Consider the following 26,075-nt stretch of genomic DNA (forward strand, 5'->3'; position numbering starts at 1 on the left):
AGGACACTCCTGACCCCGCCCAGCGTGCCGCCCATCATCGTCTGGTTTCGCGACGATCTTCGCCTGTCCGACCATCCCGCCCTGCACGCCGCCGCTAAAGCCGGCGCACCGGTGGTCTGCCTTTATGTCCTCGACGACAGCGTCGCGCGCCCACCCGGCGGGGCAACGCGCTGGTGGCTGGCGCAGTCGCTGCGGGCGCTCGGCGCAGCGATCGCTGCGCGCGGCGGATGGCTGGTGCTGCGCCGGGGACCGGCGGCCAGGGTGATCCCGGAATTGGTCCGCGAAAGCGGCGCCCGCGCCGTCTTCTGGAATGGGATTACGCAGGCGCCGCATCAGGCCGTCGAGCGCCAGCTCGAGGCGGCACTGGCGAGGCTCGGCGTGGACTCGCAGAGCTTCCCTGGCGATCTCCTCGTCCCGCCCTCGGCCATCCGCACCAAGGAGGGCCGCGGCTTGCGCGTGTTCACGCCGTTCTGGCGGCGCGTGCTGTCGCTCGGCGATCCGCCCAAGCCCTTGCCGGCACCGAAGGAGCTTCGCCCGGCTGCGATGGTTGCGAGCGACAGGCTGGAGAGCTGGAAGCTCGAGCCGGCCAAGCCGGATTGGGCGGGCGGCCTGCGCGAGATGTGGACACCGGGCGAAGCGTCCGCCCGTGCGCGCCTGCGCGACTTCCTTGGGCATGCCGTGCGCGGCTATGTCGGCGACCGCGATCGACCGGATCGCGAAGGCACCTCGGGCCTGTCGCCGCATTTGAGGTTCGGCGAGCTCAGCCCGCGCCAGGTCTGGCATGCCGCGCGGTTCGCCGCGGACGAAGATCCGGCACTCGGCCCCGGCGTCGAAAAGTTCCTGAGCGAGCTCGGTTGGCGCGAGTTCTGCCGCCACCTCCTCCACGATCATCCCGACCTCGCCAGCGCAAACCTGCAGACGAATTTCGACGGCTTCCCGTGGAAACGCGACGCCAAGGCGCTCGCCGCCTGGCAGCGCGGCCGCACCGGCTATCCGATCGTCGACGCCGGCCTGCGCGAGCTCTGGCACACCGGGGTGATGCACAACCGGGTGCGGATGGTCGTGGCGTCCTTCCTGGTCAAGCACCTCCTGATCGACTGGCGCGAGGGCGAAGCCTGGTTCTGGGACACGCTGGTCGATGCGGATGCCGGCAGCAATCCCGCCAATTGGCAATGGGTCGCCGGCTGCGGCGCCGACGCCGCGCCCTATTTCCGCGTATTCAATCCGCAGCTGCAGGGCGAGAAGTTCGATCCGGATGGAACCTATGTCCGGCGCTGGGTGCCGGAGCTGCAAGAGATGCCGGCCAAGCTGATCCATCAGCCTTGGCAGGCCACGCCGATCGAGCTTGCGAGCGCAGGCATCACACTCGGCAAGACCTATCCGCACCCGATCATCGATCACGCGAGAGGACGCGAACGTGCGCTCGCCGCCTACGCAAAGATCCGCAAAGGTTGAGCGTTGCTTTGACACAAATATGAAACGCGCTATCGTCATCGCTCCATACAACCGTGGGGGACGACATGGACGACGACAAGCCGATCACCGAACAGGCGATGGAGACGATCACCACAGCCGTGGAAGCGACCAAGGAAGCGGCGGTCACCGCCGTCAAGAAGGTCAGGAAAGCCGCCAAGAAGGTCGCGAAGAAAGTAGCGCCGAAGAAGGCTTCCAAGAAGAAGGCCAAGAAGGCCCCGAAGAAGAGTTCGAAGAAGGCCGCCAAAAAGGCCACCAAGAAATCCGCGAAGAAGGCGGCCAAAAAGACCGCCAAGAAAGCTGCAAAGAAAGCTCCAAAGACAAAGAAGAAGGCCAAGAAGGGCAAGCGCTGATCGCGGCGCTCAGACCGGGTCTCCGGATGCGAGCGCGTCCGGAGACCTGTCCTCACCGCGCTAGACGCGCCGGTTGACCACGAACACCGCAGCGGCGCACATCGCCATGCCGGCGATCGCCAGCGCATCGAGCTTCTCGCCGAACAGCATGTAGGCCATCAGCGCCGTCACGGCAGGCACCAGATAGAACAGGCTCGCGACCGAAGTCGCCGCGGCGTGGCGGATCAGCCAATAGAGCAGCCCGATCGATCCGATCGAGAGCGCCACCGCGAGCCAGGCGAGCGCGAGCACGAACTCCTGCGTCCAGTGCACCACGCGGTCTTCGAACAGAAAGGCCCCGATCGCGAAGAAAATGGTGACGGCGACATATTGCACGAGATTGCCGGCGCGCCAGTCGATCTGGTTGCAGTAGCGGCGCTGATAGAGCGTGCCGAGCGTGATGCTGATCAGCGAAACCACCGAGGCGAGCCAGCCCAGCCCGGCCTCCCCCGTCATGGGACGGTTGTGCAGGATCATCACCACGCCGCCGAGGCCGAGGACGAGCCCGGCCCATTGCATCGGCGTCACCCGCTCGCCGAGCCAGCGATTGGCAATCGTCGAGGTCAGGATCGGCTGGAGGCCGGGGATCAGCGCGGAGAGCCCGGCGGGAATCGAATGCGCGATCGCGATCGCGGTGCCGCCGAGATAAAAGCCATGGACCAGGATGCCGGCGACCGCGCTGTGCGCAATGCCGGCGCGATCGGGCCATTTCGGCCGTGCGAGGCCGGCGATGATCGCCATCAAGCCGACCACGATCGCCATGCGGATGGCGAGATAGGTCAAGGGATCGGCGTTGTTGACGACGTATTTGGTGCCGATGAAGCCCGTGCTCCAGAGCAGGACGAACAGGATCGGCGCGGCACGGGCGGTCAGGGCTTCTTGATTATGGTTCATTGCCGCTCTCATTGCCCCAGCGGGGGCCATGCGGCAATGCGAATTTGGTCCTGATGATGCTGCGCTGCGACGGACGGTGGCGGCTCAGCCTAGCGGCTCACCACTCTTCCGGACAGGGGTCGATGATTTTCCAGAGCTCGACGCCGTTCTTGATCTTTTTCATGTCGGTGGTGAGCCCGCCATTGCGACGAATCCAGTCCTTCACCGTGTCGGGGTAGTAGGACATCAGGTCGGACGTCCCCTCGGAGCTGGTGACCTTGATGCCGAAGGTGAAGGCCTTGTCGTAATAGGCCTGATGGAAACCAAGGCTTGCGCGCGGTGTCACGCAGATCTTGTTCATCGGCACGATGCCGAGCACCAGCGTGCAGGCCGAATTGCAGATGCCGTCGATGATGACGCGCTCGCCCTTCTCGCGGACGCGCTTGTACTTGGCCTTGTATTCCTCGACATAGCCGCCGTGGTCGCGGGTGATATGCAGCTCGGCCCGCGCCGGCGTGGCGGCGGCGAGGCAGAGCAACATAAGGCTCAGGAGCGTGATGCGCATGGCAAGGTGACGGCGAAAGCCTTCAGGAACGTACCGGCCTCGAAGGAGCCCCGAGGGCCGGCGACAGGATTCTTAACCGAATAGTCTTTGGTCATACTTGTGTGGGGAATTCGTTAAGCATCCCGAAAAGGCCAAAAATGGGCAGGCTTGGCGGCCATACCCGGCAATTCTGTCACACCGGCCCGGGAATCTGCGGGATCAGCCCCGATTTCGGGGGGCCAGACGGGTGCCCTGGCGGTTCGAAATGGCTATAGATGATGGACTTATTCGTGCGGGTCCGGAGAATCGAGATGAGCAAGTTGACGCTAGTCGCCGCAATTGCTGCCCTGTCGGCCGCCATTCTAGCCCCTGGCCTGGCCGAGGCGCGGGGCCATCACCGGCACTACCGCGCCTACACCAACCCGCTGCCCTACCCGATCAGCTATATCCACAATTACGGGCCCGGCATCACCCCCGGCACCTTCGCCTTTTACGACGGGCCCTCGACCAACCATTGCTACCAGGGCGCGGCCGCCTATGTCGGCCAGGACCGCCGCCGGCACCCCTGCTACTGAGGGACGCCGGCGCCGGCCAATGTCGGGACGCCCCTATTTGGCGGCGCCCGACAGCAGCAATTGCTTCTCGATCTCGTAGACTGGCAGCTTGACGAGATCCTTGCCGACCTCATTCTGGATCGCCTTGCGCACGACGTCCGAATAATCGGCGCGGATCATGCCGAGCGCGCGCGGTGAGGCCACCATGGTCAGCGCCGTGGTCTCGCCGGAACTGACGGCGGCATCGAGCCGGCCGGCCAGGTTTCGCAGGAAGGTGCGCTCGGCCTCGTCGTGCCAATCGGTCTGCTCGGCGGAGCTGCGGACGCCGCCGGCCGCGGCATGCAGGCGCCCCGGCGCGTCGGTCCCCTGCGCACTGGTCGAGGGATTGGGCTGCTCGTGCACCTCCTTGGTGTGAAGGTTCGGAAACATCTCGTCGCCGAGGTTTTCCAGAATCAGCGCCTTGCGCCCGTCGCACACCACCAGCCAATCGCCCTTGTCGATTCTCATTTTATCCATTGCAACTCTCCTTGAAACTTACGGACGCCGCGTCCGGCATCAGAGATGTTCTTCGAATTCCTCGAAGGACTTGCCGAACTGCGCCATCGCCTCCTCCAGGTAATCGGCGAGCATAGGCGTGCCGATCAGGTAGGAAGCGGTGCGCTGGTTGTGGGCCTGCGCCGCCTGGGTATGCAATTCGCGCCAATTGGAGAGATCGCCGTCGCCGCGACCAAGCCAGGTCAGCGCCACGAGGTCGATCTGCTCGTCGACATTGAGATCGCGGATGAAGCCCGCGAGCTCCGCACGGTCGGTGGTGTCGCCGCGCCCGCCGCGGCCATAGCTCATGTCGTCGTCGCCGAACTCCAGGATGACGCCACCTCCGGCCGCCTCGACGTCGGACCGGCGCGATTTCGAGATGACGAAGAAGACTTTCTCCGGCGAGATCGACAGATTTGGAATGACTCGCATCGAGTTCACCTTGCCCGGCAGCACGCACCATGCTGCTGCCACGCAACAACACTATGAGCCGAGGCAAAGTTGCGAATTGCGCAGGATCAAGGTCTAAGCATGGTGATGCGGCCTACGCTGGCTCGCCGGGCGAATTCGCTGAAGATCTGTTCATCAGCATTACATTTCGGCTCCGCCACAATTTGATCAGAACAACTTCGATATCCTGTCTTGCGTAAGCGGAGGAAGACATCATGACTCTCAAGATCGGCCTCGTCGCCGCAGCCCTCTCTGGTGCCGTGTTGGGTACCCTGGCGGCGTCGCCGGCGGCGTCCGCCATGCCCATGGCGCCCGCGCCTGCCACGTCGCAGGTCTCCGGCGTCGAGCAGGTCCGCATGGTCTGCGATGCCTGGGGACGCTGCTGGTGGCGCCCGAACTATTATGGGTATTACGGTCCGCGGCCGTATTACGGCCCGCGGTATTATGCGCCGCGCTATTACGGTCCACGTTATTACGGCTATCGCGGCTATCGCCGCTGGTAACATCTGAAGGGGCCCTCGGGGCCCCTTCGCTTTTGCGAGATCACGTCTCGCACGGTCGTCGCCCGTCTGGAGCGATTCCAAAACTGATCTAGATCAAAGCTGAAAATTGCCCGCACCGTCATTCTACGGGAATGGTCGAGCTGATCGTTTTTCGATGCCCGCAGACGGGCATGAACGTGCAGACGCATCTGGAGAAGCAGCAGAGCCAGGAGGGACGGAGCTTTTCGTCCTTTGCCTGTCCCGCCTGCACCCGGCTGCATTTCATCGACCTCGCGTCCGGAAAGCCGATGAGCCGAGAACGTTGACGGTGACATTGATCAGACAGGCATCATGGCATGATGTCCGCAATACTACGGCCTGGAATTCGATTTACTGGAACGCGATGTTTCGCCATTGATGGCGATGCATCGACGTTCATTTGATTGTCACATTTCAGCAGCCGGCCAGATCATGTTGTTCGACGCCCTCGTTCCATCCTCAGCGCTTCAGCTGATCGGCTTTGCCAATGTCGATGCGTTTCGGCCGGTCGAGACGATGGAGGATGCCAGAAGCATCCCGCTCGACGTCTCGAACTTCGCGGCGGCCCGCGCCGTCGTCTCTCTGCCCGCGTGCCGCATCATCATGATGAGATCGTTCGCGCGCATCCTGGACACCGCCTATCGGGTGCCGGGCGGGATGGTGATCCTGTCCATGACCGACGACCTCCAGGTCAACCTCAAGGGCCTGGACCTCGATGCGCGCTTCTTCGTTACGCTCTGCGGCAACGACGAATGCCATTTCGTCGAGCCGCAAACCAATCATTATGCAATGATCATCTTCTCTCCCGAGATGAAGGACCGGGGCTGGTTCGATCGGGCCGACGATTTGCGAGCCCATGGTGCCAATCGACCTGCCCTGCTCCACACTCGGCAACTCCTGCTCGACATCCTGCGAACCGCCTCAGTGCAGCCTCTCCTGTTTGGGACCACCGAGGTGGCGGCCCATCTCCAGGAAGGCCTGCTGCTCGCGCTCGACGATTTGTTTCAGAACAATTCGACGCCGGATCGCGCTGCCTCGCTCCAGGGCGAGCGTTCGATCAAGCTCGTGCAGCGGATCGACGATTACGTCGCGGCCCATCCGACCGCACCGATCTATACCGCCGATCTCGCCGGCGAGTTCGGCGTCTCGATCCGGACGCTCGGTGGCGCGGTGAGCAAGATGCGGGGCATGAGCCTGCATCAGTACATCCGCCTCAAGAGGCTGTGGGCGACCCGCGCCCGCCTTCTCAGGGGGGGCGGCGCCACCGTCGCCACCTGCGCGCGCGCCCAAGGCTTCCATCATCTCGGTGAATTTGCCGCGGCCTACCGCGCGACGTTCCACGAGACCCCCTCCGACACGCTCGCCCGCGGGCGGCAAGGCAATCTCCGTCAGGCTGACTGACGCGGCCCTCCCGGCCCAGCGCCGGTTCGGAACAGATCTGGAACGCGGGGAAAGACTGGCGCGCTCGGAAGGATTCGAACCTCCGACCCTCGGAATCGAAATCCGATGCTCTATCCAGCTGAGCTACGAGCGCCCTGGCCTCGTTTGACCAGAACCGAGAAACACCGCAGGACGGCTGGCAAGCCAGCGCGCCGACGGGCGTTCGGATGGGGTGGAATTAGCAGAGAGGCTCACCAATAAAAAGCCCTCCCCGCCTTGTTTCCAGGCGGGGGGCGCGGCCGTTCCTACCAGGTGTTGCCGAAGAAGCCGAACTGCGGGCGCTGCGCCACCATCATCGGCCGGTCCTGCTGTTGCAGCACCGAATGCGCCCTGGCGGTCTTGCGCTTCGGCGGCTGGGCTTGCGCCTGAACCTGCGGCTTGGCGTCCTTCTTCCCCGCGGCAGCGTCGGCCTTCGGTTCCGGTGTGAACTGGGCGAAGGTCTCGCGCACCCGCGCCTTGGCCGACATCTCGGCGAGCGCAGCCGCCGAGGCGGTATCGGCGGGCTGAGGCGCGACGACGGCCGCGGTCTTCATCGCAGGCGGGACAATCGTAGGCTGGGTGGTGTCGAGCACGACACGCTCGGGCAGATGGCGGTCGGACCGGATCCGGATCAACGGCTGATCATTGCTGACCGTAGCGACGGCCTGGGCGACCGGCTGCGATGGCAGAGCGAAGTTCGCTGCGAACAGCAGTGCGAGCAAAGCTCCACCGACAAAGACGAAATATCGAAAGATGGGCATTGGCCGAGCTCCGCCCCCCGCATCCCCGCGTGGGCTCTCCGCCCTCAACAGGCGATCTCTTAATTGGTTCCTGGCCCAGCCGTTCGGTTCAAATGGCGACGCGAGGTTTTTTGGCCAAGGGGTCGCGGAGTGCCGCGGAGGGTAACTTTTCCGCTACCGGAACATGCCGCCTCTACGCGCGGCGCGCCGCGACCAGAGAACATTTCGCCTGATCGGCATTTACGTTGACGAAGCCGACGGGAATCCGCGCAAAGGTCTTGCGGCTCTTCATGCTGACCGGATCTGCCAGCACGCGATTGCGATCGGTGAGATGGCTGCCATCCCGCCGCGCAAAGGCGCAGACGATCTCGACATCCTTTACGGCATAGTCATTGTCGTTTCGCAGCGTGAACGTCACCAGGGCTTTCGAGCCAAGACCGCCGCGGCGCCAGGTCTGCGACGAGATCCTGAGACGACCAAGATCTGCCAAAGCCGGGACCTGAGCTTCGGACGCCGGGGATGCCGATGCTGCAGGATCGCTCGAAGGCGCTGCCTCGGCGGCGGCCACCTCGGACGTCACCTGCTCAGCGCTGTTGCCTTTGGACAGAGGCAGCAGCATCCAGACGCCGCAGCCGACGATGATGGCGGCCAGCAGCCACAACAGGCTGCGGCCAAATGAGACGCTGGCGATCGTGACGGCCCGCGCCAGCCGCTCGCCGGTCCCGGCAAAGCGTCCCAATCCGATCCGATCGAGCCTGGCGTTCATGGTTGCATCACCGATCGTGGCCGAACCTCGTCGAACGAGGGAATGGGCCACTGCTTACTCAAATCGGGAAGACGACCTAAGGTTCCCGCACAGTTGCGAATCGGCGAGGACGGTGGCGATCACCGACCACGGCCGCTAACATGCGCTGCAACATCGCGAACGACCATCGGGAGACCATCGAAATGCCAGTCGTCACTTGGGATCACGTCCATCTGCGCAGCCCCGATCCGGAGGCGACCGCAGCCTGGCTGCGGGACATCCTCGGTGGCGAGATCGTACGCGCGCCGGGACGCATCGACGTGAACCTTGGCGGTGCCAGGATCTTCATCGCGCCGCTCGAGGGCGACGGCGCGGTCAACCCGCCGCCTCCGCACCCGCATCAGGGCCTCGACCATTTCGGGTTGACGGTGAAGGACATCGATGCCGTCGCGGCCGAGATCAAGGCCAAGGGCGTCACCTTCACGCGCGAGCCGACCACGATCCGGCCCGGCGTGCGCATCTGCTTCATCCGCGGCCCCGAAGGCATCTCCATCGAGCTGCTCGAGCGCGACCAGAAATATACGTGACGCAGCGCGCGCCGGACCGGACGAGTTGCCGGCGGCGTGGCTAGGTCATGCTGCCGGGCATGAAGCAGCGGATGGAGACGCCCATATAGCCGTAGATCGGCCAGACCATGGTGCGCCCCACCCGGTTCGGCTCGGAGATCACGGCCTCCGTGGGAACGTCGACCCAGACGAGTTCCTGCGGCTGCCCTTCGAGGCCGGAGGCATAGCGCGGGAGGCGGACACGATAGTGTCCGTCCTTGCTGTCCCAGTCGGTATCGGAGAGCGCCGAACCGTCGGCATCGGAGCAGCACGGCCCCTTTCCGCTGCGCAGGCCGTCGAACCAGGCTTTCAAATCCGCATTGGTGTTGGCGAACTGGCCGCGATCGCGCGCATGGCCAATGGGGGCGGCGAGCGCAATCAAGGCCAAAACGCAAGCCAGCCTTGCTGTCATGCTTCGCCAGCGTGTTGCGCTGCCGGAGCGCCGTCGTTCGCTTTTGCAATTGGTGTGACGCGCACTGTACAGACGCGGCTCATCGCCGCCGGAATCGATCCAGTTGCTCATCGTCTTGCTCCAGCACCCCGCGGCCAGTGCAACAAATGTTATGCATTTCGCGGGCCAAACCTGATTCGCAACGACCGGCCTCGCCCCATCATCAGGCCGTCATGAGGGCGTCACACACAAGCCGGGACAAATACGGCTCGCGGCGGCGGCCGGCCGGCAAACTGCCGCGTTGCGCGAGGCGACACGCTTTGGCATAAAAGCCGGACCGGTTGCGCCATTGGGCGATGGCGGCCGACTGCGGGACGTTATGAAGAACGGCCTTTATTCGATTCACGTGACCCTGCTCGATGGTCGAGTCGGCAAGGGCAGCGGCGTGATTCTTTTTCGCGACGGCAAGATTCTTGGCGGCGATGCCTACCTCTATTACACCGGCAGCTACGTGGTGAAGGACGACACCACCTTCAAAGGCGAGGTCTTAGTGCAACGGCACACCTCGCCGCGGGGCGACGACAATCCGCTGTTCGGCGGCCCCGCTCCGGTCGGCATCGGTGTCAGCGGGACCTACACCGATACCCGTGCGGAGATGACGGGCACGGCACTGGTCGGCAAGGCCAGCCTGATTTTCGGCGCGACGCTGCACAAGCTCGCCGAGGCCGATTAGAGCATCATCCGGAAAAGTGTGCTGCGGTTTTGCCTCGCGACAAACGCGGAACGCGTTTGAGCGGAGATTATGCTTGGACAACAGAAGCTATTCCGCAGCCTGCTCGAGCGGCGCCACGCGCGGCAGGATGATCTGAATGCGCGTGCCGCTGCCCGGTTCGGAATCGAGATCGAGCCGCCCGCCGAGCCGGTTGGTGACGATGCTGTAGACGATGTGCAGGCCGAGGCCTGTGCCGCCCTGGTCGCGCCGCGTCGTGAAGAACGGATCGAAGGCGCGGCGGCGGACGTCGAGCGACATGCCGCAGCCATTGTCGGAGAAGATGATCTCGACATTGTCCTTGCCGGATTCCCGCACCTGGATGTCGATGGTCCCCGGCCGGCCGTCAGGGAAGGCGTGCGCCACCGAGTTGAGAAACAGATTGGTCAGCACCTGGCCGTACGGGCCAGGATAGCTGTTCATGGTCAGATCAGGCTGGCACTCGACATTGAGCGTGAGGTTGTGCTTGCGCAGGCCCGGCCGCAGGCTCATCACCACCTGCTCGGTGAGGTCGCCGAGATCGAACGTGCGCTGGTCCGAATAGTTGCGGTCGGCCGCGACCTGCTTGAACGACTGGATCAGCTCGGCCGCGCGGTTGAGGTTGGAGACGAGCTGCGAGGACGCATCGCGGCTGGTGCTGAGGAAATCGTTGAGCGTGGAGCGGCGGAGCTCGCCGCGCTCGACCTCAGCGGTGAAGATCGCGGTCTTGCGCTCCAGCGCGGAGGCGACCGTGAGGCTGATGCCGACGGGATTATTGACCTCGTGCGCGACGCCCGCAACGAGGCGCCCGAGCGCGGCGAGCTTCTCGGCCTCGATCAGCGATGCCTGCGTCTCGCGCAGATTGCGCAGCGCCGTTTCGGCGGCTTCCTTAGCCTTGCGCATCTCCTGCTCGCCGCGCTTGCGCTCGCCGATGTCGAGCGCGACGGTGACGATCCGTTCGATCTCGCCCTCGGCATCGAGCAGCGGCAGTTTGTTGACCAGCCATTGCCGCATGTTGCCGGAGACGTCCTTGTACTCCTCCTCGTAGAAACCGAGCCCCTTGCGGATGCTGAGCACGCGCTTGTCGTTCTCGTCGGTCTTGGCCGCGCCATAGCGCGACATCAGGTCCGCCGTGGTGCGGCCGAGCGCGTCGCCGGGCTCGATGCCGAAGATGCCCGCCATGTAGCGGTTCATAAGAACGTAGCGAAGGTCGCGATCCTTGACGTTGATCACCGCCGGCACGGTGTCGATGACCTGCTGGAGCAAGCGCCGGCCTTCGGCAATGGCGTCTTCCGCCCGCTTCTGGTCCGTGATGTCGCGCAGCGTGCCCTCGTAGCGGACGATGTGGCCCGCTTCGTCCCGCACGCCGGTGGCGCTGTCGGAGAGCCACAGGATGTCGCCGCTGCGCTGGCGCACCTGATACTCGAACTCCCGCACCATGCCGTCGCGCGCCATCAGCCGCTGGTATTCGACGCGCGCCTCGGGATGGACGTAGATGGTGTGGGCGATGTCGCTGATGCTGGCGATGAGTTGCTGCGGGCTGTCGTAGCCCATCATCCGCGCCAGCGCGGGATTGGCGTTGAGCAGATCGCCGGCCGGCGTCGTCACGTAGATTCCGTCGATCGAGCCCTCGAACAGTTTGCGGTAGCTCTCTTCGGCGAGGCGCTGCTCGGTCAGCGCGCGCACCGCCGCCTCGCGTGCCGTGTCGGCCTCCTCCAGCGCGCGGCGGAACACTTCGGCGGCACGTGCGATGTCGCCGATCTCGTTGTCGAGGTCGGCGGACGGAATGGAGGTGTCCTTGCGGCCGGCGGCAAGCGCGCGGATCGAGCGTGCGATCTGGGCGAGCGGACGGACCGTCCTGCGCACAACGAACAGGGCAGCCCCGATGCCGATCAGGACGCCGATGGTGCCGAGCACGATGCTCTGCCAGCGCGCCTCCGTCAGCGTCCGGGCAAAGTCGCGCGACAGCACGTGGCCGCGCCGGTCGCTGACTTCGCGCAGCAATTCGGTGACGCGGCCGATCAGCCGGCCCTCGGTTCCCAGCACCTCGCGGTCGATGTCGGCAATCTGCCGCTCGCGCACGGCCACCGCCATGATGGCCTCGGCATAATCGTTCACCGCCGAGCTCAGCCTGGCATCGGCGATGTTCAGTGCCCGCATGCCCTGGGCGGCCTGCTCCGCCGCGGACGGGTTGCGGGCAAGCAACCCGAGCGCGATGCGGCTCTGCGCCTCCGACAGGCGCGAGGCGAGCTCACGGTCGGCCGTGCCGGAGACGGCGACATCGAACCGGTCGCGCAGCGGCGGCAGGCCGGCGAGCAGCTGGGCGCGGCGGTCGATCAGGGTCGAGATCCGCTCGAGGCCAGTCCGGTAGGTCGCGAGGCGTTCCGTGACCCCGTCGATCATGTCCTGCTGCTCGGGCGCGAGCTCGATGCGGGTCTTCTTCAGGATGTCGCTGAGGGTCGAGGCCGCCTCACCCACCTGCTTGAACTGGATGCCGGCGCCGGGATCGGTGACGAAGTCGCGCGCGGCGAGGCGCAATTCGTTCATGCGGCGATCGATGTCCTCGGCGAGGTCGCCGACGCTCTGGAGCCGCTGCAGCTCGGCGAAGGTCGAGTCGATGTGCCGGATCGCGATCACGCTCGCGGTCGAGGTGACGATGATCACCGCCAGCACGAGCAGGAAGCTGCCGAAGGTGAGCTGGCCGATGGAGAGCGAGAAGGTACGCTTTTTCTCAGGGATCGGCGTCAATTCGGCGGACATTGGTGATGAGAGGACCGGGCTACTGGGCGTCCAATATACGACGTATTGCCGCCCGGGGGGAACATGCCTCCGGGCGCCGTTTATCCCAAATATTGCGGTCCCGGAGCCCTCTTCCCCCGGCCTATGACGGTTTGACGCTCGCCAGCCGCCGGGCCGGAATGGTCATGGCGGCGACGCCGAGGACCACGCAGACCAGCCCCATCCAGGCGGTCCGACTCAGGCTCTCGCCGAGGAAGGCGACGCTGATGGCGACGCCGATGGGCACCCGGAGATAGGCCTGCGCGGTGGTGCCGACCGAGCCCAGGGTCTGGATCAGGCGGAAGTAGATCGCAAACGCCGCGGCGGTCGAGAACAATGCGAGCGCAAGCAACGCCAGCACGGAGCTCAGCGACGGCGACAGCGTCCAGGGCTGCTCGACCGCGAGCGAGGCCGGAAGCAGGACCGCGGCCCCGGCCAGCAGCGAGCCGGCGGCCGGCGCCATCGGATCGAGGCCCTTGAAGCTGCGGCCGAAGATCGCGGCGCAGGCGTAGCAGATGGTGGCGGCGACGATGGCGGCCTCCGCGAGGAGGCCGCTGCCGATGTCGTGAAAGGCGTCGACGCCGACGATCAGCAGAATCCCGGCCATTCCAGCGACCACGCCGAACAGTTTCCGCGGGCTCGTCGCCTCGTGGCGGGTGACGACGGCCGTGAGCAGGAAGGTGAAGATCGGTCCGGCCGAGTTGAGGATGGTGGCGAGCGCGGCATCGACATGGCGCTCGCCCCAGGCGATCAACGTCCAGGGAATCACGCTGTTGAGCACGGCCTGGAAGGCGAAGCGCCGCCAGGTCGCGGCATCCGTCGGCATCTTGATGCCGCGCACCCACATGACGAGGAGGAGCAGCAGGCCCGCGATCGTGGTTCGCGCCGCGATCAGCGTGATCGGCGGGATGGTGGCAACGCCGAGCTTGATGAAGGTGTAGGAGCCGCCCCAGAGCGTTGCGAGCGCCAACAGGAGCGCCAGCTCGACCGCGATGTTGGTGTCCTGCCGGTTGTCCATTCGGTGCGTCCCGTCCATTCCACGATGGACGGAACCTAGCGCGCCCGCAGGCGAAAATACTTCGTTGCTTGTCGAAGTGTATTAGCCGAGCGCCCCGACCTCGAACACCTCGCCGTCATAGCCGGCCTCGCGGGGGATGCGGAGCTGGCGGCCGGTTTCGGTCTTGGTCATGACCGGCATTACCGTAACGATCGACATGCCGCGGGCATGGTCGAGTGCAGCGCTCACGTTCGGCTGCTTGGCGAGCCGGATCAGATTGCGCGTGGTCGGGAACGGCAGCTTGAAGCGGCCGCTCTCGCCGCCCTCCACCGCCTCGCGCGCTGACAGCCAGCTCGAGTCGGTGGACTCCCTACCGTCATGGGCTCCGAGCTGGTCGGGCGGCGCGGCGGCGAGGAAGAACCAGGTGTCGAAACGCTTTGGCATGCCCTCCGGCGTGATCCAGTGCGCGTAAGGCACCAGCGTGTCGAGCGCCAGTTGGAGGTTGTTGTCAGCCAATATACTGAGGAAGCTGACCTTGTGCTCGTTGAGCGCGACGCGATGCGCATCGGCGATCTCGCCGGCACGCCGGGCATCGACAGGCGCGCCCGTGTCTTTCGCGCGCGCCAGCAGAATGCCGCTCTCCTCGAACGTCTCGCGGATCGCGGCGATACGAAAACCGCGGTCTGCTTCGCTGAGACCCTCACCGCCGGAATAAAGGTCGGCGCGGGCGACGATCTCCTTGTCGCCGGCATCGACGCTGCCGCCGGGAAACACCAGCGCGCCCGAGTTGAACTCGATCTGATGATGGCGGACCATCATGAAGATTTCGATGTCCTTCTCGCCGTCGCGCAGCAGGAGGATCGTCGAGGCCGGGCGTGATGCTGATGCTTCGGCCATGCGACTAGCCCGCGGCGCTGGATTGCGGGCCGAGATTGGCGCGCTTGTCGACCCGGGCAACACGCGACAAGAGGTACTCGACCTCCGCCTTCGCTGTCGCCGTGATCGTCGCGCCCGGCTTGCGCTGCGCGCTGGAGGCGATGATGCCGCGCTTCTGCAGCACGTATTTGCGGATGGTCAGGCCGACGCCGGGCTGCTGCTCATAGCGGATCAGCGGCAGATGCGCGTCGAACAGATCGTGCGCGGCATCGCGCTTGCCGGCCTTGGAGAGATTCACGACGTCGATCAGAAGCTCCGGGAAGGCGTAACCGGTCATGGCGCCGTCGGCGCCGCGCTCCATCTCGAAGTCCAGGAAGGTGCCGCCATTGCCGCAGAGGATCGAGAGCGGACGGAGCGAGCCGTCCCTCTGGAAGCCGCGCAGGGTCGTGATCTTCTCCAGGCCCGGCCAGTCCTCGTGCTTGAGCATCACGCAGTTCGGATTGTCCATGACGATCTTGCGGATCACGGCCGGCGTGAACACCACCGAGAGCGTCAGCGGATAGTCCTGCAGGACCCAGGGCACATCCGGGCCGACCGCCTCGGCCGCCTGCTTGAAATAGGTGACGATCTGGTCGTCGGTGCGCAAGGACGGCGGCGGCGCGATCATGACGCCCGCCGCGCCCGCCTCCATCGAGGCCTTCGCCAGCGAGCGCATGGTGGCAAAGCCCGGCGCGGAGACGCCGACGATCACCTGCATTTTCTTCGCGCGCTTGACGAAGCGCAACGCCACCTGCTCGGCCTCGGCGGCATCGAGCTTGGGGGCCTCGCCGAGGATGCCCAGCACCGTGACGCCGTCGCAGCCGACCTCCTCGTAAAAATCGGTCAGGCGGTCGATCGAGCGCTCGTCGATGCGGCCGTCGTCGTGGAACGGCGTCGGCGCGATTGCGAAAGTGCCCTTGGCGTCGGCGGTGAGTTTCATCAGTCCATTATCCCTTGTTCGTCATTGCCGGGCGGCTCGCAGAGCGGAACCCTGGTGCGCAATTGCGCACCTGAGAATCTCGAGGTTCCGGGTTCGCTTCATCGAAGCGCCCCGGAACGACAACAACGGCTAAAACCGTCGCGCGCCCATCTTGATCTGCTCCTCGGAGAAGAAGATCTCCTTGGCATGATCGGCGATGTCCTGGGCCTTCCAGCCCGTGTGCGGCGGTTTCCAGCCTTCCATCTCCATCATCCGCATCTCGCGCACGCCGCGGGGCCCGGACACGCCCAGCACCTTGCCGGTCTGGTCGCCCGACAAGTCGCTGACCATGTATAGCACGGCCGGCGCGATGCCGTCCGGCCCCAGCGCCGCCCCCGGGTTCTCCTTATAGCGGGGCAGGTCTGCGGTCATGCGGGTCAGCGCGCCCGGAGCGAGCGTCCAGATCCGGATGTTGTATTTGCGGCCCTCGATCGCCAGCACGTTGGACAGGCCCCAGATGCCGCCCTTGGCCGCGCCGTAATTGGTCTGGCCGAAATTGCCGATCAGGCCTGAGGTCGAGGAGGTGTTGACGATGACGCCGCCGCCGTTTTCCCGCATCCAGCGAAACACCGGCATAGTGCAACAAAAGGTGCCCTTCAGGTGGACCTTGATGACCTTGTCCCAGTCGGATTCGGACGCCTTGTGAAAGGTCTGGTCGCGCAAAATGCCGGCATTGTTGACCAGGATGTCGGCACGGCCGAAATGCTTGATGGCGTCGTCGAAGACGGACTGGCCGCCCTCCATGGTGGAGATGTCGGCGCCGTTGGCGACCGCCTTGCCGCCCTCGGCCTTGATCGCGTCCACGACCTGCTGCGCCATGGAGGTGTCGGCGCCAGAGCCGTCACGGGGCCCGCCGAGGTCGTTGACGACGACCGAGGCCCCTTCCCGCGCGAACAGCTTTGCGTAGGCCTCACCGAGCCCGCCGCCCGCGCCGGTGATCAGCGCAACCTTGCCGTCGAGTAGTCCCATGGTGGCGTCTCCCTGTTTGCTTCTTTCGGGTCCCGGCTCTTTCTTCGCCTGGTACTCTGGGCCCCGGCTCTGCAGCGCACCGCTGAAGAAGCGCTGCGCTGCGTCCAGGGCACGAGAGAGTCCTAGCCCAGCACCGTCCTGCCGTTCTTGATCACCGTGACGCCCCTCGCCTTCACCTTGGCTTCGAACGAGATCGTGTTGCCGTCCTTCCAAAGGTTCATGGTCACGGTCTCGCCGGGATAGACCGGCGAGGAGAACCGAGCGACGTGCTGGCGGAAGGCGCTGGCGTCGTAGTCGGCATAGGTCTGGAGCACGCCGCGGCAGGTGATGCCGTAGGTGCACATGCCGTGCAGGATCGGGCGCGGGAAGCCGGCCTTCTTGGCGAACTCGGGATCCGAATGCAGCGGGTTGCGGTCGCCGCAAAGGCGGTAGACCAGGGCCTGGTCGGGGCGGGTCGTGATGTCGATGGTCTTGTCAGGCTCGCGCGATGGGATCTTGTGCGGATCGGGCTGGGTCAGGTTCGGCCCGCCGAAGCCGCCATCGCCGCGGGCGAAGCGCGAGGCGACCAGCGTTGCCAGCTTCTCGCCCTTCTCGTTCTTCAGCACGGTCTGGTGCACGATCACGACGCCCTTGTCCTTGCCCTTGTCGTAGACCTCGAGCACGGAGGAATCGGCGGTGATGTTGGCGGCCACCGGCAGCGGCTGGTGGAAAGTGATGTCGCGTTCGCCGTCGACCACCATGACGCGGTTGAGGTTCATCTCGCCGGGCCCCGAGCCCCACGCCGCGACGGAGGCAAAAGTCGGCACCACCTTCAGCGGCCGCGGCGTAAACGTGCCCTCGTTGACGAAGGCGAGCTCGTTCTCGTCCATCGGATCTGCGCCGAGCCCGATGCCGTAGGCGTAGAGCATCACCTCGCGATCGCTGTAGGCGTATTTTTGGCCGAGGTTCTTGAGGGATTTGAGCTCTTCGTATCGGGCGGACATTTTTCTGGTTTCCTCTCCGGATTCTTATGCGCCGCTGCCAGTCGAAGTGCCCTCTCCCCTTGTGGGAGAGGGCTGCGAGAGCCGTGCGGCAAACTCGTTTGGGTGAGGGGTTGCTTCCGCAGGGAAAGTCTTTCCGCGGAGCGATACCCCTCATCCGGCGCCAAAGCCGAAGCTTCGCTTCGGCGTCCTTGTCAGAACGGCCGCCGGAGGCGGCCTACGCCACCTTCTCCCACAGGGGAGAAGGGAAGAAGTCAGGCCACCGTGAAGAACGGCAGCGGGGCGCCGTCCGTCGGCTTGAACACCACCTTCACCTTCTGGCCGATCTTCAGCGTCGTGAGATCGCAGTCGACGAAATTGGTCTGCACCGACGGCCCCTCCTTCAGCGTGACGTAGCCGATGGCGTAAGGACCGGTCGGCGACTTCCGCATCAGGCTGTAGGTATAGATCGTGCCTTCACCCGACGCCTCTTCCCACACCGTCTTGTCGGAGTAGCAGAACGGACAGATCGAGCGCGGGAAGTAATGCGCCTCGCCGCACGCCGTGCAGCGCTTGATCATGAACTTGCCCTCTTTCGCCGCGTCCCAGAACGCAGCGGTCTCGGGGTTGGTCACCGGGGCCGGATACTTTTTCGTCTCGCTCATCACACGCGCTCCAGAATGGCCGTCGAGGCGGCGTGGCGAACACCCAAGAGGCCGCCGGTGCCGTGGGCGATGGCGAGATCGCAATTCGGAACCTGCACCTTGGGATGCGCCTCGCCGCGCAGCTGGCGTACAGCCTCGAGGATCTTGGTCATGCCGCCGCGGTTGACCGGATGGTTGCTGCAGAGGCCACCGCCGTCGGTGTTGAACGGCAGCTTGCCGACGCCCGAGATCAGATTGCCGTCGGCGACGAACTTGCCGCCCTCGCCTTTCTTGCAGAACCCGAGGTCCTCGAGCTGCATCAGCACGGTGATGGTGAAGCTGTCATAGATCGAGGCGTATTTGATGTCCTTCGGCGTGATGCCGGCTTCCTCGAACGCGCGCGGGCCGGACCAGATTCCGGCGGAGTACGTGAGGTCGAGATCCTTGCCGCCGCGCGGGCCCTTCATCGCTTCGCCATGGCCGATCAGGCGCACCAGCGGCTTCTTCAAGCTCTTGGCGATCTCCGGCGTCGTCACGATCAGCGCGCCGCCGCCGTCGGAGACGACGCAGCAATCCATGCGATGCAGGGGGTCGGAGATCATCGGCGAGTTCAGCACGTCCTGGACGGTCACGACGTCCTTGAGCATCGCATGCGGATTGTATTGCGCGTGATGCGAGGCCGCGACTTTGATCCAGGCGAGCTGCTCCGAGGTGGTGCCATAGTCGTGCATGTGGCGCATGGCACACATGCCGTAGGCATTGTGCGTGGTCGCCCCGTAAGCCGACTCGAAATCAGCTTCCGCGCCGGCCGCGCGCGGCGGCATCGCACCGGTGCGCGGCTTGCCGGCCAGCGTGATCAGCGCGATCGAGCATTTACCCGCCGCGATCGCCTCGGCGGCATGGCCGAGATGGATGATGTAGGAACAGCCGCCGGTTTCGGTGGAATCGACGTGCCGCAGCTTCTTGGTGTTGAGGCCGAGATAGTCGACCATGGGCCAGGCGCCGCCGGGCGCATCGCCCGCGCAGAAATAGCCGTCGACATCGTCCTTGCCTAGCCCGGCATCCTCGATCGCCCCCTTGGCGACCTCGGCGTGGAGCTGGGCGGTGGATTTGCCCGGCGCATGCCGGGTCGGGTGTTCAAAAATCCCGGCAATGTAGGCCTTGCCCTTGATGGTCAAAACAGAAGTCTCCGCTCGCGTTTCTTATTGCCCCGTTTTTCTGAACCGCGGTGGGCGGATTGGCAAGCGCGGAAATATTCCGCCCAGCGAGAGAGCAGCGGGTTGGCGCAACTGGGACGAACAGGACCGAGTTCACACCGGCTGCGGCTTCCCAATTTCTTGAAAACAACCCCATGCACAGTAGAACGGGGATTGATTCCACTTGAGAATTCGCAAGGCGGAAAAGCGACTTTGCGAGCTCATCATGGTGACGCGGTGTAGAGCGGCTTAGCCAACGGCGTAACCCGCCACGTCGATCTCGACCCTTATGGTCGTGGCGGATTACGCTTCGCCAATCCGCCCGACGAGACCGCCCTACTCCGCCGCGATCTGCCTCGGGGCCGGCGGCGGGCTCGCCAAATCCGCCGCGAGCTGCGCGTAACGCACCTTGGCATCCGCCACGGCCTTCTCCTTCACCGGGCCGTAGCCGCGGATGCGGTCGGGCAGCGACAACAGCTCGACGGCGGTGTCGATCGTAACAGGCGACAACAGGCCGAGCACGGTGGCGACGTCCTTCTCGTAGCCGGCGATCAGGTCGCGCTCGAGCTTGCGATCGGCGCTGCGGCCGAAGATGTCGAGTGCCGTGCCGCGCAGGAACTTGAACTTTGCCAGCACGCGGAAGACGTTCAGCATCCACGGGCCGAAGGCGCGCTTCTTCGGGCGGCCGAGCGCGTCGAGGCCGCCGCCGAGGATTGGCGGGGCAAGATTGAAGTTGAACTTGAAGTCGCCCTCAAACTGGTCGCGGAGCTGCTGCTCGAAGGCGCCGTCGGTGTAGAGGCGCGCGACCTCGTACTCGTCCTTGTAGGCCAGCAGCTTGGCATAGTTCACGGCGACCGCGCGCGGCAGCGCATCGCCGTAGCCACCCTTCACCGCGGCATCGCGAACTTGCTCGACCAGCTTGCGATAACGTTTGGCGAGGCGGCTGTTCTGATAGGCGGTCAGGTGCTTGGCGCGATGCTCGATGACTTCATCCAGCGTCATCGCGTCCAGCGTCTTGGGCGCAACGACCTCGTCGGTGCCCTTCAGCATGTCGGCAAGACGCTGGGGATCGGCGACCGCGAGGCGGCCGAGGCGGAAGGCTTCCTTGTTCATCTTGATCGAGACGCCGTTGACCTCGATCGCCTGCTCGATCGCTTCAGCCGACAGCGGGAACAGTCCCTCCTGATAGGCATAGCCCATCATCATCATGTTGGTGGCGATGGCATCGCCGAGCAGCTGCTCGGCGGGCTTGGTGAAGTCGAAGAAGACGGAGTCCTTGTGCAGCGCCGTCTCCAAGAGCCCGGTCAGCTTGCGGGTCTGGAAGTTGAAGTCGCGGTTGAGCACGAAATCGGCGGTCGGAATGACGTGGCTGTTGATGACGCCGCGGGTGCGGCTGGAGTCGCAGAGCGAGATCGTGTCCTTGGCGACGGCAACGACTTCGTCGGCGGCGAGCACGAGATCGGCCGTGCCGGTGACGATGCGCGAGCACGTCACCTCCGCCGGATGATCGGACAGGCGGACATGGCTGAGCACCGCGCCACCTTTCTGCGCAAGACCCGACATGTCGAGGATCATCGAGGCCTTGCCCTCGATATGGGCGGCCATGCCGAGCAGCGCGCCAATGGTGAGCACGCCGGTGCCGCCGACACCGCCGACCGCGATGTTATAGGGCTTGTCGAGCGTCGGCCGCGACGCCGGCTCGGGCAATTCGCCGATATCGGCGAGCTCCGCCGGCGCGCGATGGCGCGGCTTGCCGCCGTCCACGGTGACGAAGGACGGGCAGAAACCCTTGAGGCAGGAATAATCCTTGTTGCAGGACGACTGGTTGATGGCGCGCTTGCGGCCGAACTCGGTCTCCAGCGGCTCGACCGAGATGCAGTTCGACTGCACCGAGCAGTCGCCGCAGCCTTCGCAGACCGCCGGGTTGATCATGACGCGGCGCGCCGGATCCTCCATCAGACCGCGCTTGCGGCGGCGGCGCTTTTCGGCCGCGCAGGTCTGCACGAACACGATGGCCGAGGTGCCCTTGAACTCGCGGCACATCTTCATGACGTTCTGCAGCTCGTCGCGGTGATACAGCTTCACGCCCGGGGCGATGGTGTCGGCCGGATAGGCGTCGGGCGCCTCCGAAACCAGATAGATCTCGCGAATGCCTTCGGCATGGAGCTGGAAGGTGATCTGCTGCGGCGAGAGATCGCCGTCATGGCGCTGGCCGCCGGTCATGGCCACCGCGTCGTTGTAGAGGATCTTGTAGGTGATGTTGGTCTTGGAGGCGACTGCCTGCCGGATCGCCAGCAGCCCGGAATGGAAATAGGTGCCGTCGCCGAGGTTCGCAAAAATGTGGTTCTCGTTGGTGAACGGCGCGATGCCGACCCAAGGCACGCCCTCGCCGCCCATATGCGTGAAGGTCTCGGTCGAGCGGTCCATCCACAGCGCCATGAAGTGGCAGCCGATGCCGGCGAGCGCGCGGCTGCCTTCAGGGACTTTCGTCGAGGTGTTGTGGGGACAGCCGGAGCAGAAGTAAGGCGTGCGGGAAACAGGCGCGACCGCCTGCATCTGGGTCGCCTGGCGGCCGTTGAACCAGTCGGCCTTGGCGCGGAGCATCTCCGCGATCTCGGGGTTGAGATCGAGCTTGAGAAGTCGCTCGGTGAGCGAGGTCGCGAGCGAGGCGACGCTGAGCTCGGCAGCGAAGGTCAGGAAGCGCTTGTCGTGCTCGTCCATCTTGCCGACGATGCGCGGACGGACGTCGTCGCGCCAGTTGAACAGCACCTGCTTGACCTGGTTCTCGACGATCTCGCGGCGCTCCTCGACGATGAAGATCTCCTCCAGGCCGACCGCGAATTCATGCACGCCTTCCGGCTCCAGCGGCCAGGGCATGCCGATCTTGTAGAGGCGAAGGCCGATCTTGGCCGCGACCTGCTCGGTGATCCCGAGTTCGCGCAACGCCTGGCGCACGTCCTCATAGCTCTTGCCCGAGGCCATGATGCCGAAGCGAGCATTCGGCGAATCCATGGTGACGCGGTTGACCTTGTTAGCGCGGGCAAAGGCGATCGCGGCAAAGCCCTTGTAGTCCTGCAAGCGGCGGTCCTGCTCGAAGCGGTCGTCGGGCCAGCGCAGGTTGAGGCCACCGGGCGGCAGCTCGAAATCGGCGGGGATGATGAACGGCTTCATCTCGTCGGTGAGGTCGATCTCGGCGGTGGTCTCCACCGTCTCCGTGATCACCTTCATGCCGACCCAGCAGCCCGAGTAGCGCGACATCGCGATGCCGAGCAGGCCCATCTCGATCATCTCGTGGATGCTCGAGGGATAAAGATACGGCATCAGCGCCGACATGAAGGCATGGTCAGACTGATGCGGGACGGTCGAGGATTTGGCGCCGTGGTCGTCACCGGCAAGGCACAGCACGCCGCCGTTCTTGGCCGAGCCTGCCGCATTGCCGTGGCGGAACACGTCGCCGCAGCGGTCGACGCCCGGGCCCTTGCCGTACCAGATGCCGACCACGCCGTCATATTTGGCGCCGGGCGAGAGGTTGAGCTGCTGCGAGCCCCAGACGGCTGTCGCCGCGAGGTCCTCGTTCACGCCGGGCTGGAACTTGATGTTGTACTGCTCGAGATGTTTTCGCGCGGCGAACAGCTGCTGGTCGTAGCCGCCGAGCGGCGAGCCGCGATAGCCGGAGATGAAGCCCGCGGTGTTGAGGCCGCTGGCGCGGTCGCGCCGGATCTGGGCCATGGGCAGGCGGACCAGGGCCTGGATGCCCGTGGTGAAGACGTGTCCGGTTTCCTGGGTGTATTTTTGATCGAGACTGATCGGACCCTGGTTGATGCCCATGCTGTCCTCTTTTGCCGCCCTGTTCAGGTCTTTGTCACTTCGCGTCGCTTAAGCCGTTGCCGTCCCGTTGTTTTTAGCTAGGGCGCGCCGACCAGTTTCGCCACTCTATGTCGGATAATTCACGATCCGCATCACAAATCTGGAGCAAAGGGAGGCCCGGGTAAAAATCGCAATTTCGTGGCCTGAAACACGCATGCCATTTTCAATTTGTGTCACCATACCCCCGCCATCGCGAAATGAATTGATGGCGCGCTTGCGTCGGTGCGGTCGATTGGTCGCAGGAGAAGCTTGGGATGCGGACGATTCTGACGGGCTTGGCTGTTGCGGGCCTGGCGTTGTGCAGTGCGGTTGCAGGCATGGCCCTCGCCGCCGAGCCGTCGCCGGAGCTGATCGCCTACGGCAAGACGCTGGTCGAGGCCGGCGACTGCGCGGGCTGTCACACCGCCGATCCCGCAAGACCGTTCGCGGGCGGCAAGCGCATCGACACCCCCTTCGGCGCGATCTATGCGCCGAACCTGACCCCGGACCGCGACACCGGGATCGGCGCCTGGACGGACGCCGACTTCGTGCGCGCCGTGCGCAACGGCATCGCGCCTGACGGCTCGAACTATTACCCGGCCTTTCCTTATCCCTTCTTCACGAAGATGACGAAGGACGACACGCTGGCGATCCGCGCCTATCTCGGCACGCTCGCGCCTGTCGTGAGCCGCAACAAGCCGCCGGAGCTGCGCTGGCCATTCGGCTATCGCGGCCTGATGCGGATCTGGAACGCGATGTATTTCAAGCCCGGCCTGTTCGAGCCGGACCAAGGCAAGAGCGCGGCCTGGAACAGGGGCGGCTACCTCGTCACCGGGCTCGGCCATTGCGGCGCCTGCCACACCCCGAAGAATTATTTTGGCGCGGACAAGAGCGCGCAAGCCTTGTCGGGCAGCAAGGTCGGCGGATGGTACGCACCCCGGCTCGATGGCGCGGCCCGCACGGGATTGCAGTCGTGGAGTGCGCAGGACATCGCCGAATATCTGCAGAGCGGGCGCAATGCCAAAAGCCATGCCGGCGGACCGATGGCGGAAGTCATCGTCAACTCGACCTCCAAGATGAGCGAGGCCGATGTGCGCGCGATCGCGGTTTACTTGAAGAGCCTGCCGCCGGCGCGACGCGAGACCATCGTCACGCCGCCGGATGAGGCCGAGATGAAGGCGGGCCAGGTGGTCTATGCCAAGCTCTGCATCGCCTGCCACGAAGCGGACGGCTCGGGCGCCCCGCGCATCTATCCGCCGCTGCCGGGCAATGCGCTGCTGCAATCCAACAATCCCTCCTCCACCTTGCGCATCATCCTCGACGGCGCCCACACCGTGACCACGCCGCGCGCGCCCAACACCGGTGAGATGCCGGGCTATGCCAAGCAATTGTCCGATGCGGAGATCGCGGCCGTGACGAACTACATCCGCAATTCCTGGGGCAATGCCGGGCTGCTGGTCACGCCGGCGCAAGTCGCGAAGGCGAGGATGCGAGAGGCGGATGGCGAATAGTGATTGGCGAATGGCCAGTTCTATTCGCAATTCGCCATTCGTGCGCGACAGCGCTCACCTCTCCTCATCTCCCGTGAACACGAATTTCGGCATCTCCCATTTGTAGCGCACCGCAAGCAGACGGAAGCTGATGCCGAGCACGAAGGTCAGGATGGTCGAGAGCTCGGCGTTGAGCTTGAGGCCGAACGCGGTCGCATAGAACAGGCCGGTCACCACCGAGACGCTGGCGTAGAGCTCGGATCGGAACAAGAGCGGCACGTCGTTGCAGAGCACGTCGCGGAGCACGCCGCCGGCGCAGCCGGTCACCATGCCCGAGACGATGACGATCGGCAGCGAGGCATCCATCTGCCAGGCGACGTCACAGCCCGCCATGGTGAACACGACGAGGCCGATGGCGTCGAGCACGATGAAGGCGACCTTCAGCCGGTGCACGAGACGCGCGAACAGGATGGTGAGGAAGGCCGCGCCGCCGGCGAGCGCGAGATAGGTCGGGTTTTGCACCCAGACCAGCGGATAATGTCCGAGGAAGAGATCGCGCAGCGTTCCGCCGCCAAGCGCGGTGATGCAACCGAGGAAGCAGACCCCGAGCCAGTCCATGCTGCGCCGCCCCGCGGCAAGCGCGGCCGTCATGCCTTGGGCGGCGATCGCGACCAGGGACAGGAAATGCAGCACGCTATCTGTCGGCGGCAGACTCCACATCGGCGTTTCCCCGGCTTGTTCCCTCGTCGCGACCTGGAACTCACGCTCGGTTCCCGGAAGTGACAGGTTCCCGATTCCCGGTGGCGGAGCAACATGCGACGAAAGCATAAGGAGGGGCGGAACGGAATCTCGCATCCACGGGTTGTCGAGGCGTCTTAACCGAGGAGACCCAATCGATGGCTGACGACCGTTTTCCCAACGATCCGTACCGCCCGAACCTCGCCGACGATGAGTATCTTCGCGCGGCGCGCCGGGATGCCGACCTACAGGCCGATCCCGAGCTTGGCGAAGGCCCCGCCTCCAGCGGCAAGGTTGCGTTGTTCGCCGTTGCGATCGCACTGGTGCTGGGTGCCGTGTTCTACGGCCTGAACAATACCAGCACCGGAAATCAGGCGAGCACCACGCCCGCAACGCAAACCGCCCAGCAGGCGCCCGCGACGAATCCCGCGGCACCTCCCGGCATGCGCGACGTGACGCCGCGCACCAACACCTCGCCAGGCGTGACCACGGGTGCGGCGCCGAGCAAGCCGGCCCCGGATGCGCAGACGCCGTCTGACGGCGCGAAGTAGGAGATCACGACGAAATGCGAAGGC

At 65.0% G+C, this 26,075-nt stretch carries 27 protein-coding genes and 1 tRNA gene; 10 read left to right on the forward strand and 18 right to left on the reverse strand.

The window, feature by feature from the left end; translation table 11 throughout:
* Positions 1-63 precede the first annotated feature (63 nt).
* The gene (locus RPS27_RS28270; RefSeq protein WP_249132256.1) at positions 64-1,455 is read left to right on the forward strand and encodes a cryptochrome/photolyase family protein; all 1,392 of its coding nucleotides are present in this window, start codon (positions 64-66) and stop codon (positions 1,453-1,455) included.
* A gap of 65 nt (positions 1,456-1,520) precedes the next feature.
* Positions 1,521-1,826: a histone gene (locus tag RPS27_RS28275; RefSeq protein WP_212068494.1), complete on the forward strand. Its 306-nt coding sequence runs from the start codon at positions 1,521-1,523 to the stop codon at positions 1,824-1,826.
* A gap of 60 nt (positions 1,827-1,886) precedes the next feature.
* On the opposite strand, the gene RPS27_RS28280 is transcribed toward RPS27_RS28275, so the two are convergent.
* Together RPS27_RS28280 and RPS27_RS28285 are read right to left on the reverse strand one after the other, a co-directional pair.
* Positions 1,887-2,759, reverse strand: a complete 873-nt coding sequence (locus RPS27_RS28280; RefSeq protein ID WP_212068493.1) for a DMT family transporter — start codon at positions 2,757-2,759, stop codon at positions 1,887-1,889.
* A 97-nt stretch (positions 2,760-2,856) separates the two neighbouring features.
* Entirely contained in the window at positions 2,857-3,303 is a 447-nt protein-coding gene (locus RPS27_RS28285) for a hypothetical protein (protein WP_211419225.1), read from the reverse strand.
* 290 nt (positions 3,304-3,593) lie between these two features.
* Here RPS27_RS28285 and RPS27_RS28290 point away from each other — a divergent pair, with 290 nt between their 5' ends.
* On the forward strand, positions 3,594-3,857 hold the full coding sequence (locus RPS27_RS28290) for a hypothetical protein (RefSeq protein WP_212068492.1): 264 nt from the start codon (positions 3,594-3,596) through the stop codon (positions 3,855-3,857).
* Between the two features lie 33 nt (positions 3,858-3,890).
* Here RPS27_RS28290 and RPS27_RS28295 read toward each other — a convergent pair whose 3' ends face one another.
* Complete coding sequence (locus RPS27_RS28295; RefSeq protein WP_194402738.1) at positions 3,891-4,352, reverse strand: host attachment protein; 462 nt, start codon at positions 4,350-4,352, stop codon at positions 3,891-3,893.
* A 39-nt stretch (positions 4,353-4,391) separates the two neighbouring features.
* On the reverse strand, positions 4,392-4,802 hold the full coding sequence (locus RPS27_RS28300; protein WP_211419222.1) for a DUF3775 domain-containing protein: 411 nt from the start codon (positions 4,800-4,802) through the stop codon (positions 4,392-4,394).
* 233 nt (positions 4,803-5,035) lie between these two features.
* Between RPS27_RS28300 and RPS27_RS28305 the strand changes: the two genes are divergently transcribed.
* The 3 genes from RPS27_RS28305 to RPS27_RS28315 all read left to right on the forward strand — a co-directional run bounded on the left by RPS27_RS28305 (position 5,036) and on the right by RPS27_RS28315 (position 6,742).
* Complete coding sequence (locus tag RPS27_RS28305) at positions 5,036-5,323, forward strand: hypothetical protein (protein ID WP_212068490.1); 288 nt, start codon at positions 5,036-5,038, stop codon at positions 5,321-5,323.
* A gap of 170 nt (positions 5,324-5,493) precedes the next feature.
* A complete protein-coding gene (locus RPS27_RS28310; RefSeq protein WP_256438969.1) occupies positions 5,494-5,628 on the forward strand; it encodes a hypothetical protein in 135 nt (44 codons plus the stop codon).
* A gap of 145 nt (positions 5,629-5,773) precedes the next feature.
* Complete coding sequence (locus tag RPS27_RS28315; RefSeq protein ID WP_313754732.1) at positions 5,774-6,742, forward strand: helix-turn-helix domain-containing protein; 969 nt, start codon at positions 5,774-5,776, stop codon at positions 6,740-6,742.
* Between the two features lie 56 nt (positions 6,743-6,798).
* Here the strand turns inward: RPS27_RS28315 and RPS27_RS28320 are convergent.
* The 3 genes from RPS27_RS28320 to RPS27_RS28330 form a co-directional block, all read right to left on the reverse strand.
* Positions 6,799-6,875 (reverse strand) — tRNA-Arg (locus tag RPS27_RS28320).
* A gap of 151 nt (positions 6,876-7,026) precedes the next feature.
* A complete protein-coding gene (locus RPS27_RS28325) occupies positions 7,027-7,521 on the reverse strand; it encodes a hypothetical protein (RefSeq protein ID WP_212068489.1) in 495 nt (164 codons plus the stop codon).
* Positions 7,522-7,693: 172 nt separating this feature from the next.
* Complete coding sequence (locus tag RPS27_RS28330; protein ID WP_211419219.1) at positions 7,694-8,266, reverse strand: hypothetical protein; 573 nt, start codon at positions 8,264-8,266, stop codon at positions 7,694-7,696.
* Between the two features lie 182 nt (positions 8,267-8,448).
* Here RPS27_RS28330 and RPS27_RS28335 point away from each other — a divergent pair, with 182 nt between their 5' ends.
* Positions 8,449-8,832, forward strand: a complete 384-nt coding sequence (locus tag RPS27_RS28335; protein ID WP_194402744.1) for a VOC family protein — start codon at positions 8,449-8,451, stop codon at positions 8,830-8,832.
* Positions 8,833-8,872: 40 nt separating this feature from the next.
* On the opposite strand, the gene RPS27_RS28340 is transcribed toward RPS27_RS28335, so the two are convergent.
* The gene (locus RPS27_RS28340; RefSeq protein WP_212068488.1) at positions 8,873-9,373 is read right to left on the reverse strand and encodes a hypothetical protein; all 501 of its coding nucleotides are present in this window, start codon (positions 9,371-9,373) and stop codon (positions 8,873-8,875) included.
* A 247-nt stretch (positions 9,374-9,620) separates the two neighbouring features.
* On the opposite strand from RPS27_RS28340, the gene RPS27_RS28345 reads away from it, so the two are divergent.
* Entirely contained in the window at positions 9,621-9,974 is a 354-nt protein-coding gene (locus RPS27_RS28345) for a GrlR family regulatory protein (protein WP_174719379.1), read from the forward strand.
* An 87-nt stretch (positions 9,975-10,061) separates the two neighbouring features.
* On the opposite strand, the gene RPS27_RS28350 is transcribed toward RPS27_RS28345, so the two are convergent.
* From RPS27_RS28350 to RPS27_RS28390, 9 genes are all read right to left on the reverse strand, one after another.
* Positions 10,062-12,749 carry a PAS domain S-box protein gene (locus RPS27_RS28350; protein ID WP_212068487.1) on the reverse strand — a complete coding sequence of 896 codons (2,688 nt, stop codon included), beginning with the start codon at positions 12,747-12,749 and terminating at the stop codon, positions 10,062-10,064.
* 121 nt (positions 12,750-12,870) lie between these two features.
* Entirely contained in the window at positions 12,871-13,785 is a 915-nt protein-coding gene (locus tag RPS27_RS28355) for a DMT family transporter (RefSeq protein WP_212068486.1), read from the reverse strand.
* Positions 13,786-13,866: 81 nt separating this feature from the next.
* Positions 13,867-14,661 (reverse strand): NUDIX domain-containing protein, encoded by a 795-nt coding sequence (locus tag RPS27_RS28360; protein WP_212068485.1) that lies wholly within the window; start codon positions 14,659-14,661, stop codon positions 13,867-13,869.
* A 4-nt stretch (positions 14,662-14,665) separates the two neighbouring features.
* Positions 14,666-15,619 (reverse strand): dihydrodipicolinate synthase family protein, encoded by a 954-nt coding sequence (locus tag RPS27_RS28365; RefSeq protein ID WP_212068484.1) that lies wholly within the window; start codon positions 15,617-15,619, stop codon positions 14,666-14,668.
* Between the two features lie 129 nt (positions 15,620-15,748).
* The gene (locus RPS27_RS28370) at positions 15,749-16,627 is read right to left on the reverse strand and encodes an SDR family oxidoreductase (protein ID WP_194402750.1); all 879 of its coding nucleotides are present in this window, start codon (positions 16,625-16,627) and stop codon (positions 15,749-15,751) included.
* A gap of 122 nt (positions 16,628-16,749) precedes the next feature.
* Positions 16,750-17,610 (reverse strand): MaoC family dehydratase, encoded by an 861-nt coding sequence (locus RPS27_RS28375; RefSeq protein ID WP_212068483.1) that lies wholly within the window; start codon positions 17,608-17,610, stop codon positions 16,750-16,752.
* Positions 17,611-17,861: 251 nt separating this feature from the next.
* Entirely contained in the window at positions 17,862-18,251 is a 390-nt protein-coding gene (locus RPS27_RS28380) for a Zn-ribbon domain-containing OB-fold protein (protein WP_063195061.1), read from the reverse strand.
* Entirely contained in the window at positions 18,251-19,408 is a 1,158-nt protein-coding gene (locus RPS27_RS28385; protein WP_212068482.1) for a thiolase domain-containing protein, read from the reverse strand. Before RPS27_RS28385 ends, RPS27_RS28380 begins: the two co-directional genes overlap by 1 nt.
* A gap of 354 nt (positions 19,409-19,762) precedes the next feature.
* Positions 19,763-23,254, reverse strand: coding sequence for an indolepyruvate ferredoxin oxidoreductase family protein (locus tag RPS27_RS28390; RefSeq protein WP_313754733.1), 3,492 nt, complete (start codon positions 23,252-23,254; stop codon positions 19,763-19,765).
* Between the two features lie 293 nt (positions 23,255-23,547).
* Between RPS27_RS28390 and RPS27_RS28395 the strand changes: the two genes are divergently transcribed.
* Positions 23,548-24,783, forward strand: a complete 1,236-nt coding sequence (locus RPS27_RS28395) for a c-type cytochrome (RefSeq protein ID WP_212068480.1) — start codon at positions 23,548-23,550, stop codon at positions 24,781-24,783.
* Between the two features lie 54 nt (positions 24,784-24,837).
* Here the strand turns inward: RPS27_RS28395 and RPS27_RS28400 are convergent, their stop codons facing one another.
* The gene (locus tag RPS27_RS28400) at positions 24,838-25,482 is read right to left on the reverse strand and encodes a trimeric intracellular cation channel family protein (protein WP_211419208.1); all 645 of its coding nucleotides are present in this window, start codon (positions 25,480-25,482) and stop codon (positions 24,838-24,840) included.
* A 176-nt stretch (positions 25,483-25,658) separates the two neighbouring features.
* Between RPS27_RS28400 and RPS27_RS28405 the strand changes: the two genes are divergently transcribed.
* Positions 25,659-26,051 (forward strand): hypothetical protein, encoded by a 393-nt coding sequence (locus RPS27_RS28405; RefSeq protein WP_211419207.1) that lies wholly within the window; start codon positions 25,659-25,661, stop codon positions 26,049-26,051.
* The last annotated feature ends 24 nt before the right edge of the window (positions 26,052-26,075 follow it).

It is taken from the genome of Bradyrhizobium sp. WYCCWR 12699 (genome assembly GCF_032144035.1).
Classification (GTDB): Bacteria; Pseudomonadota; Alphaproteobacteria; order Rhizobiales; family Xanthobacteraceae; genus Bradyrhizobium.

Coding starts and splice junctions, on each gene's coding strand:
- RPS27_RS28275 (WP_212068494.1), top strand. CDS start 1,521: ATGGACGACGACAAGCCGATCACCGAACAGGCGATGGAGACGATCACC.
- RPS27_RS28280 (WP_212068493.1), bottom strand. CDS start 2,759: ATGAACCATAATCAAGAAGCCCTGACCGCCCGTGCCGCGCCGATCCTG.
- RPS27_RS28285 (WP_211419225.1), bottom strand. CDS start 3,303: ATGCGCATCACGCTCCTGAGCCTTATGTTGCTCTGCCTCGCCGCCGCC.
- RPS27_RS28290 (WP_212068492.1), top strand. CDS start 3,594: ATGAGCAAGTTGACGCTAGTCGCCGCAATTGCTGCCCTGTCGGCCGCC.
- RPS27_RS28295 (WP_194402738.1), bottom strand. CDS start 4,352: ATGGATAAAATGAGAATCGACAAGGGCGATTGGCTGGTGGTGTGCGAC.
- RPS27_RS28300 (WP_211419222.1), bottom strand. CDS start 4,802: ATGCGAGTCATTCCAAATCTGTCGATCTCGCCGGAGAAAGTCTTCTTC.
- RPS27_RS28305 (WP_212068490.1), top strand. CDS start 5,036: ATGACTCTCAAGATCGGCCTCGTCGCCGCAGCCCTCTCTGGTGCCGTG.
- RPS27_RS28310 (WP_256438969.1), top strand. CDS start 5,494: ATGAACGTGCAGACGCATCTGGAGAAGCAGCAGAGCCAGGAGGGACGG.
- RPS27_RS28315 (WP_313754732.1), top strand. CDS start 5,774: ATGTTGTTCGACGCCCTCGTTCCATCCTCAGCGCTTCAGCTGATCGGC.
- RPS27_RS28325 (WP_212068489.1), bottom strand. CDS start 7,521: ATGCCCATCTTTCGATATTTCGTCTTTGTCGGTGGAGCTTTGCTCGCA.
- RPS27_RS28330 (WP_211419219.1), bottom strand. CDS start 8,266: ATGAACGCCAGGCTCGATCGGATCGGATTGGGACGCTTTGCCGGGACC.
- RPS27_RS28335 (WP_194402744.1), top strand. CDS start 8,449: ATGCCAGTCGTCACTTGGGATCACGTCCATCTGCGCAGCCCCGATCCG.
- RPS27_RS28340 (WP_212068488.1), bottom strand. CDS start 9,373: ATGAGCAACTGGATCGATTCCGGCGGCGATGAGCCGCGTCTGTACAGT.
- RPS27_RS28345 (WP_174719379.1), top strand. CDS start 9,621: ATGAAGAACGGCCTTTATTCGATTCACGTGACCCTGCTCGATGGTCGA.
- RPS27_RS28350 (WP_212068487.1), bottom strand. CDS start 12,749: ATGTCCGCCGAATTGACGCCGATCCCTGAGAAAAAGCGTACCTTCTCG.
- RPS27_RS28355 (WP_212068486.1), bottom strand. CDS start 13,785: ATGGACAACCGGCAGGACACCAACATCGCGGTCGAGCTGGCGCTCCTG.
- RPS27_RS28360 (WP_212068485.1), bottom strand. CDS start 14,661: ATGGCCGAAGCATCAGCATCACGCCCGGCCTCGACGATCCTCCTGCTG.
- RPS27_RS28365 (WP_212068484.1), bottom strand. CDS start 15,619: ATGAAACTCACCGCCGACGCCAAGGGCACTTTCGCAATCGCGCCGACG.
- RPS27_RS28370 (WP_194402750.1), bottom strand. CDS start 16,627: ATGGGACTACTCGACGGCAAGGTTGCGCTGATCACCGGCGCGGGCGGC.
- RPS27_RS28375 (WP_212068483.1), bottom strand. CDS start 17,610: ATGTCCGCCCGATACGAAGAGCTCAAATCCCTCAAGAACCTCGGCCAA.
- RPS27_RS28380 (WP_063195061.1), bottom strand. CDS start 18,251: ATGAGCGAGACGAAAAAGTATCCGGCCCCGGTGACCAACCCCGAGACC.
- RPS27_RS28390 (WP_313754733.1), bottom strand. CDS start 23,254: ATGGGCATCAACCAGGGTCCGATCAGTCTCGATCAAAAATACACCCAG.
- RPS27_RS28395 (WP_212068480.1), top strand. CDS start 23,548: ATGCGGACGATTCTGACGGGCTTGGCTGTTGCGGGCCTGGCGTTGTGC.
- RPS27_RS28400 (WP_211419208.1), bottom strand. CDS start 25,482: ATGTGGAGTCTGCCGCCGACAGATAGCGTGCTGCATTTCCTGTCCCTG.
- RPS27_RS28405 (WP_211419207.1), top strand. CDS start 25,659: ATGGCTGACGACCGTTTTCCCAACGATCCGTACCGCCCGAACCTCGCC.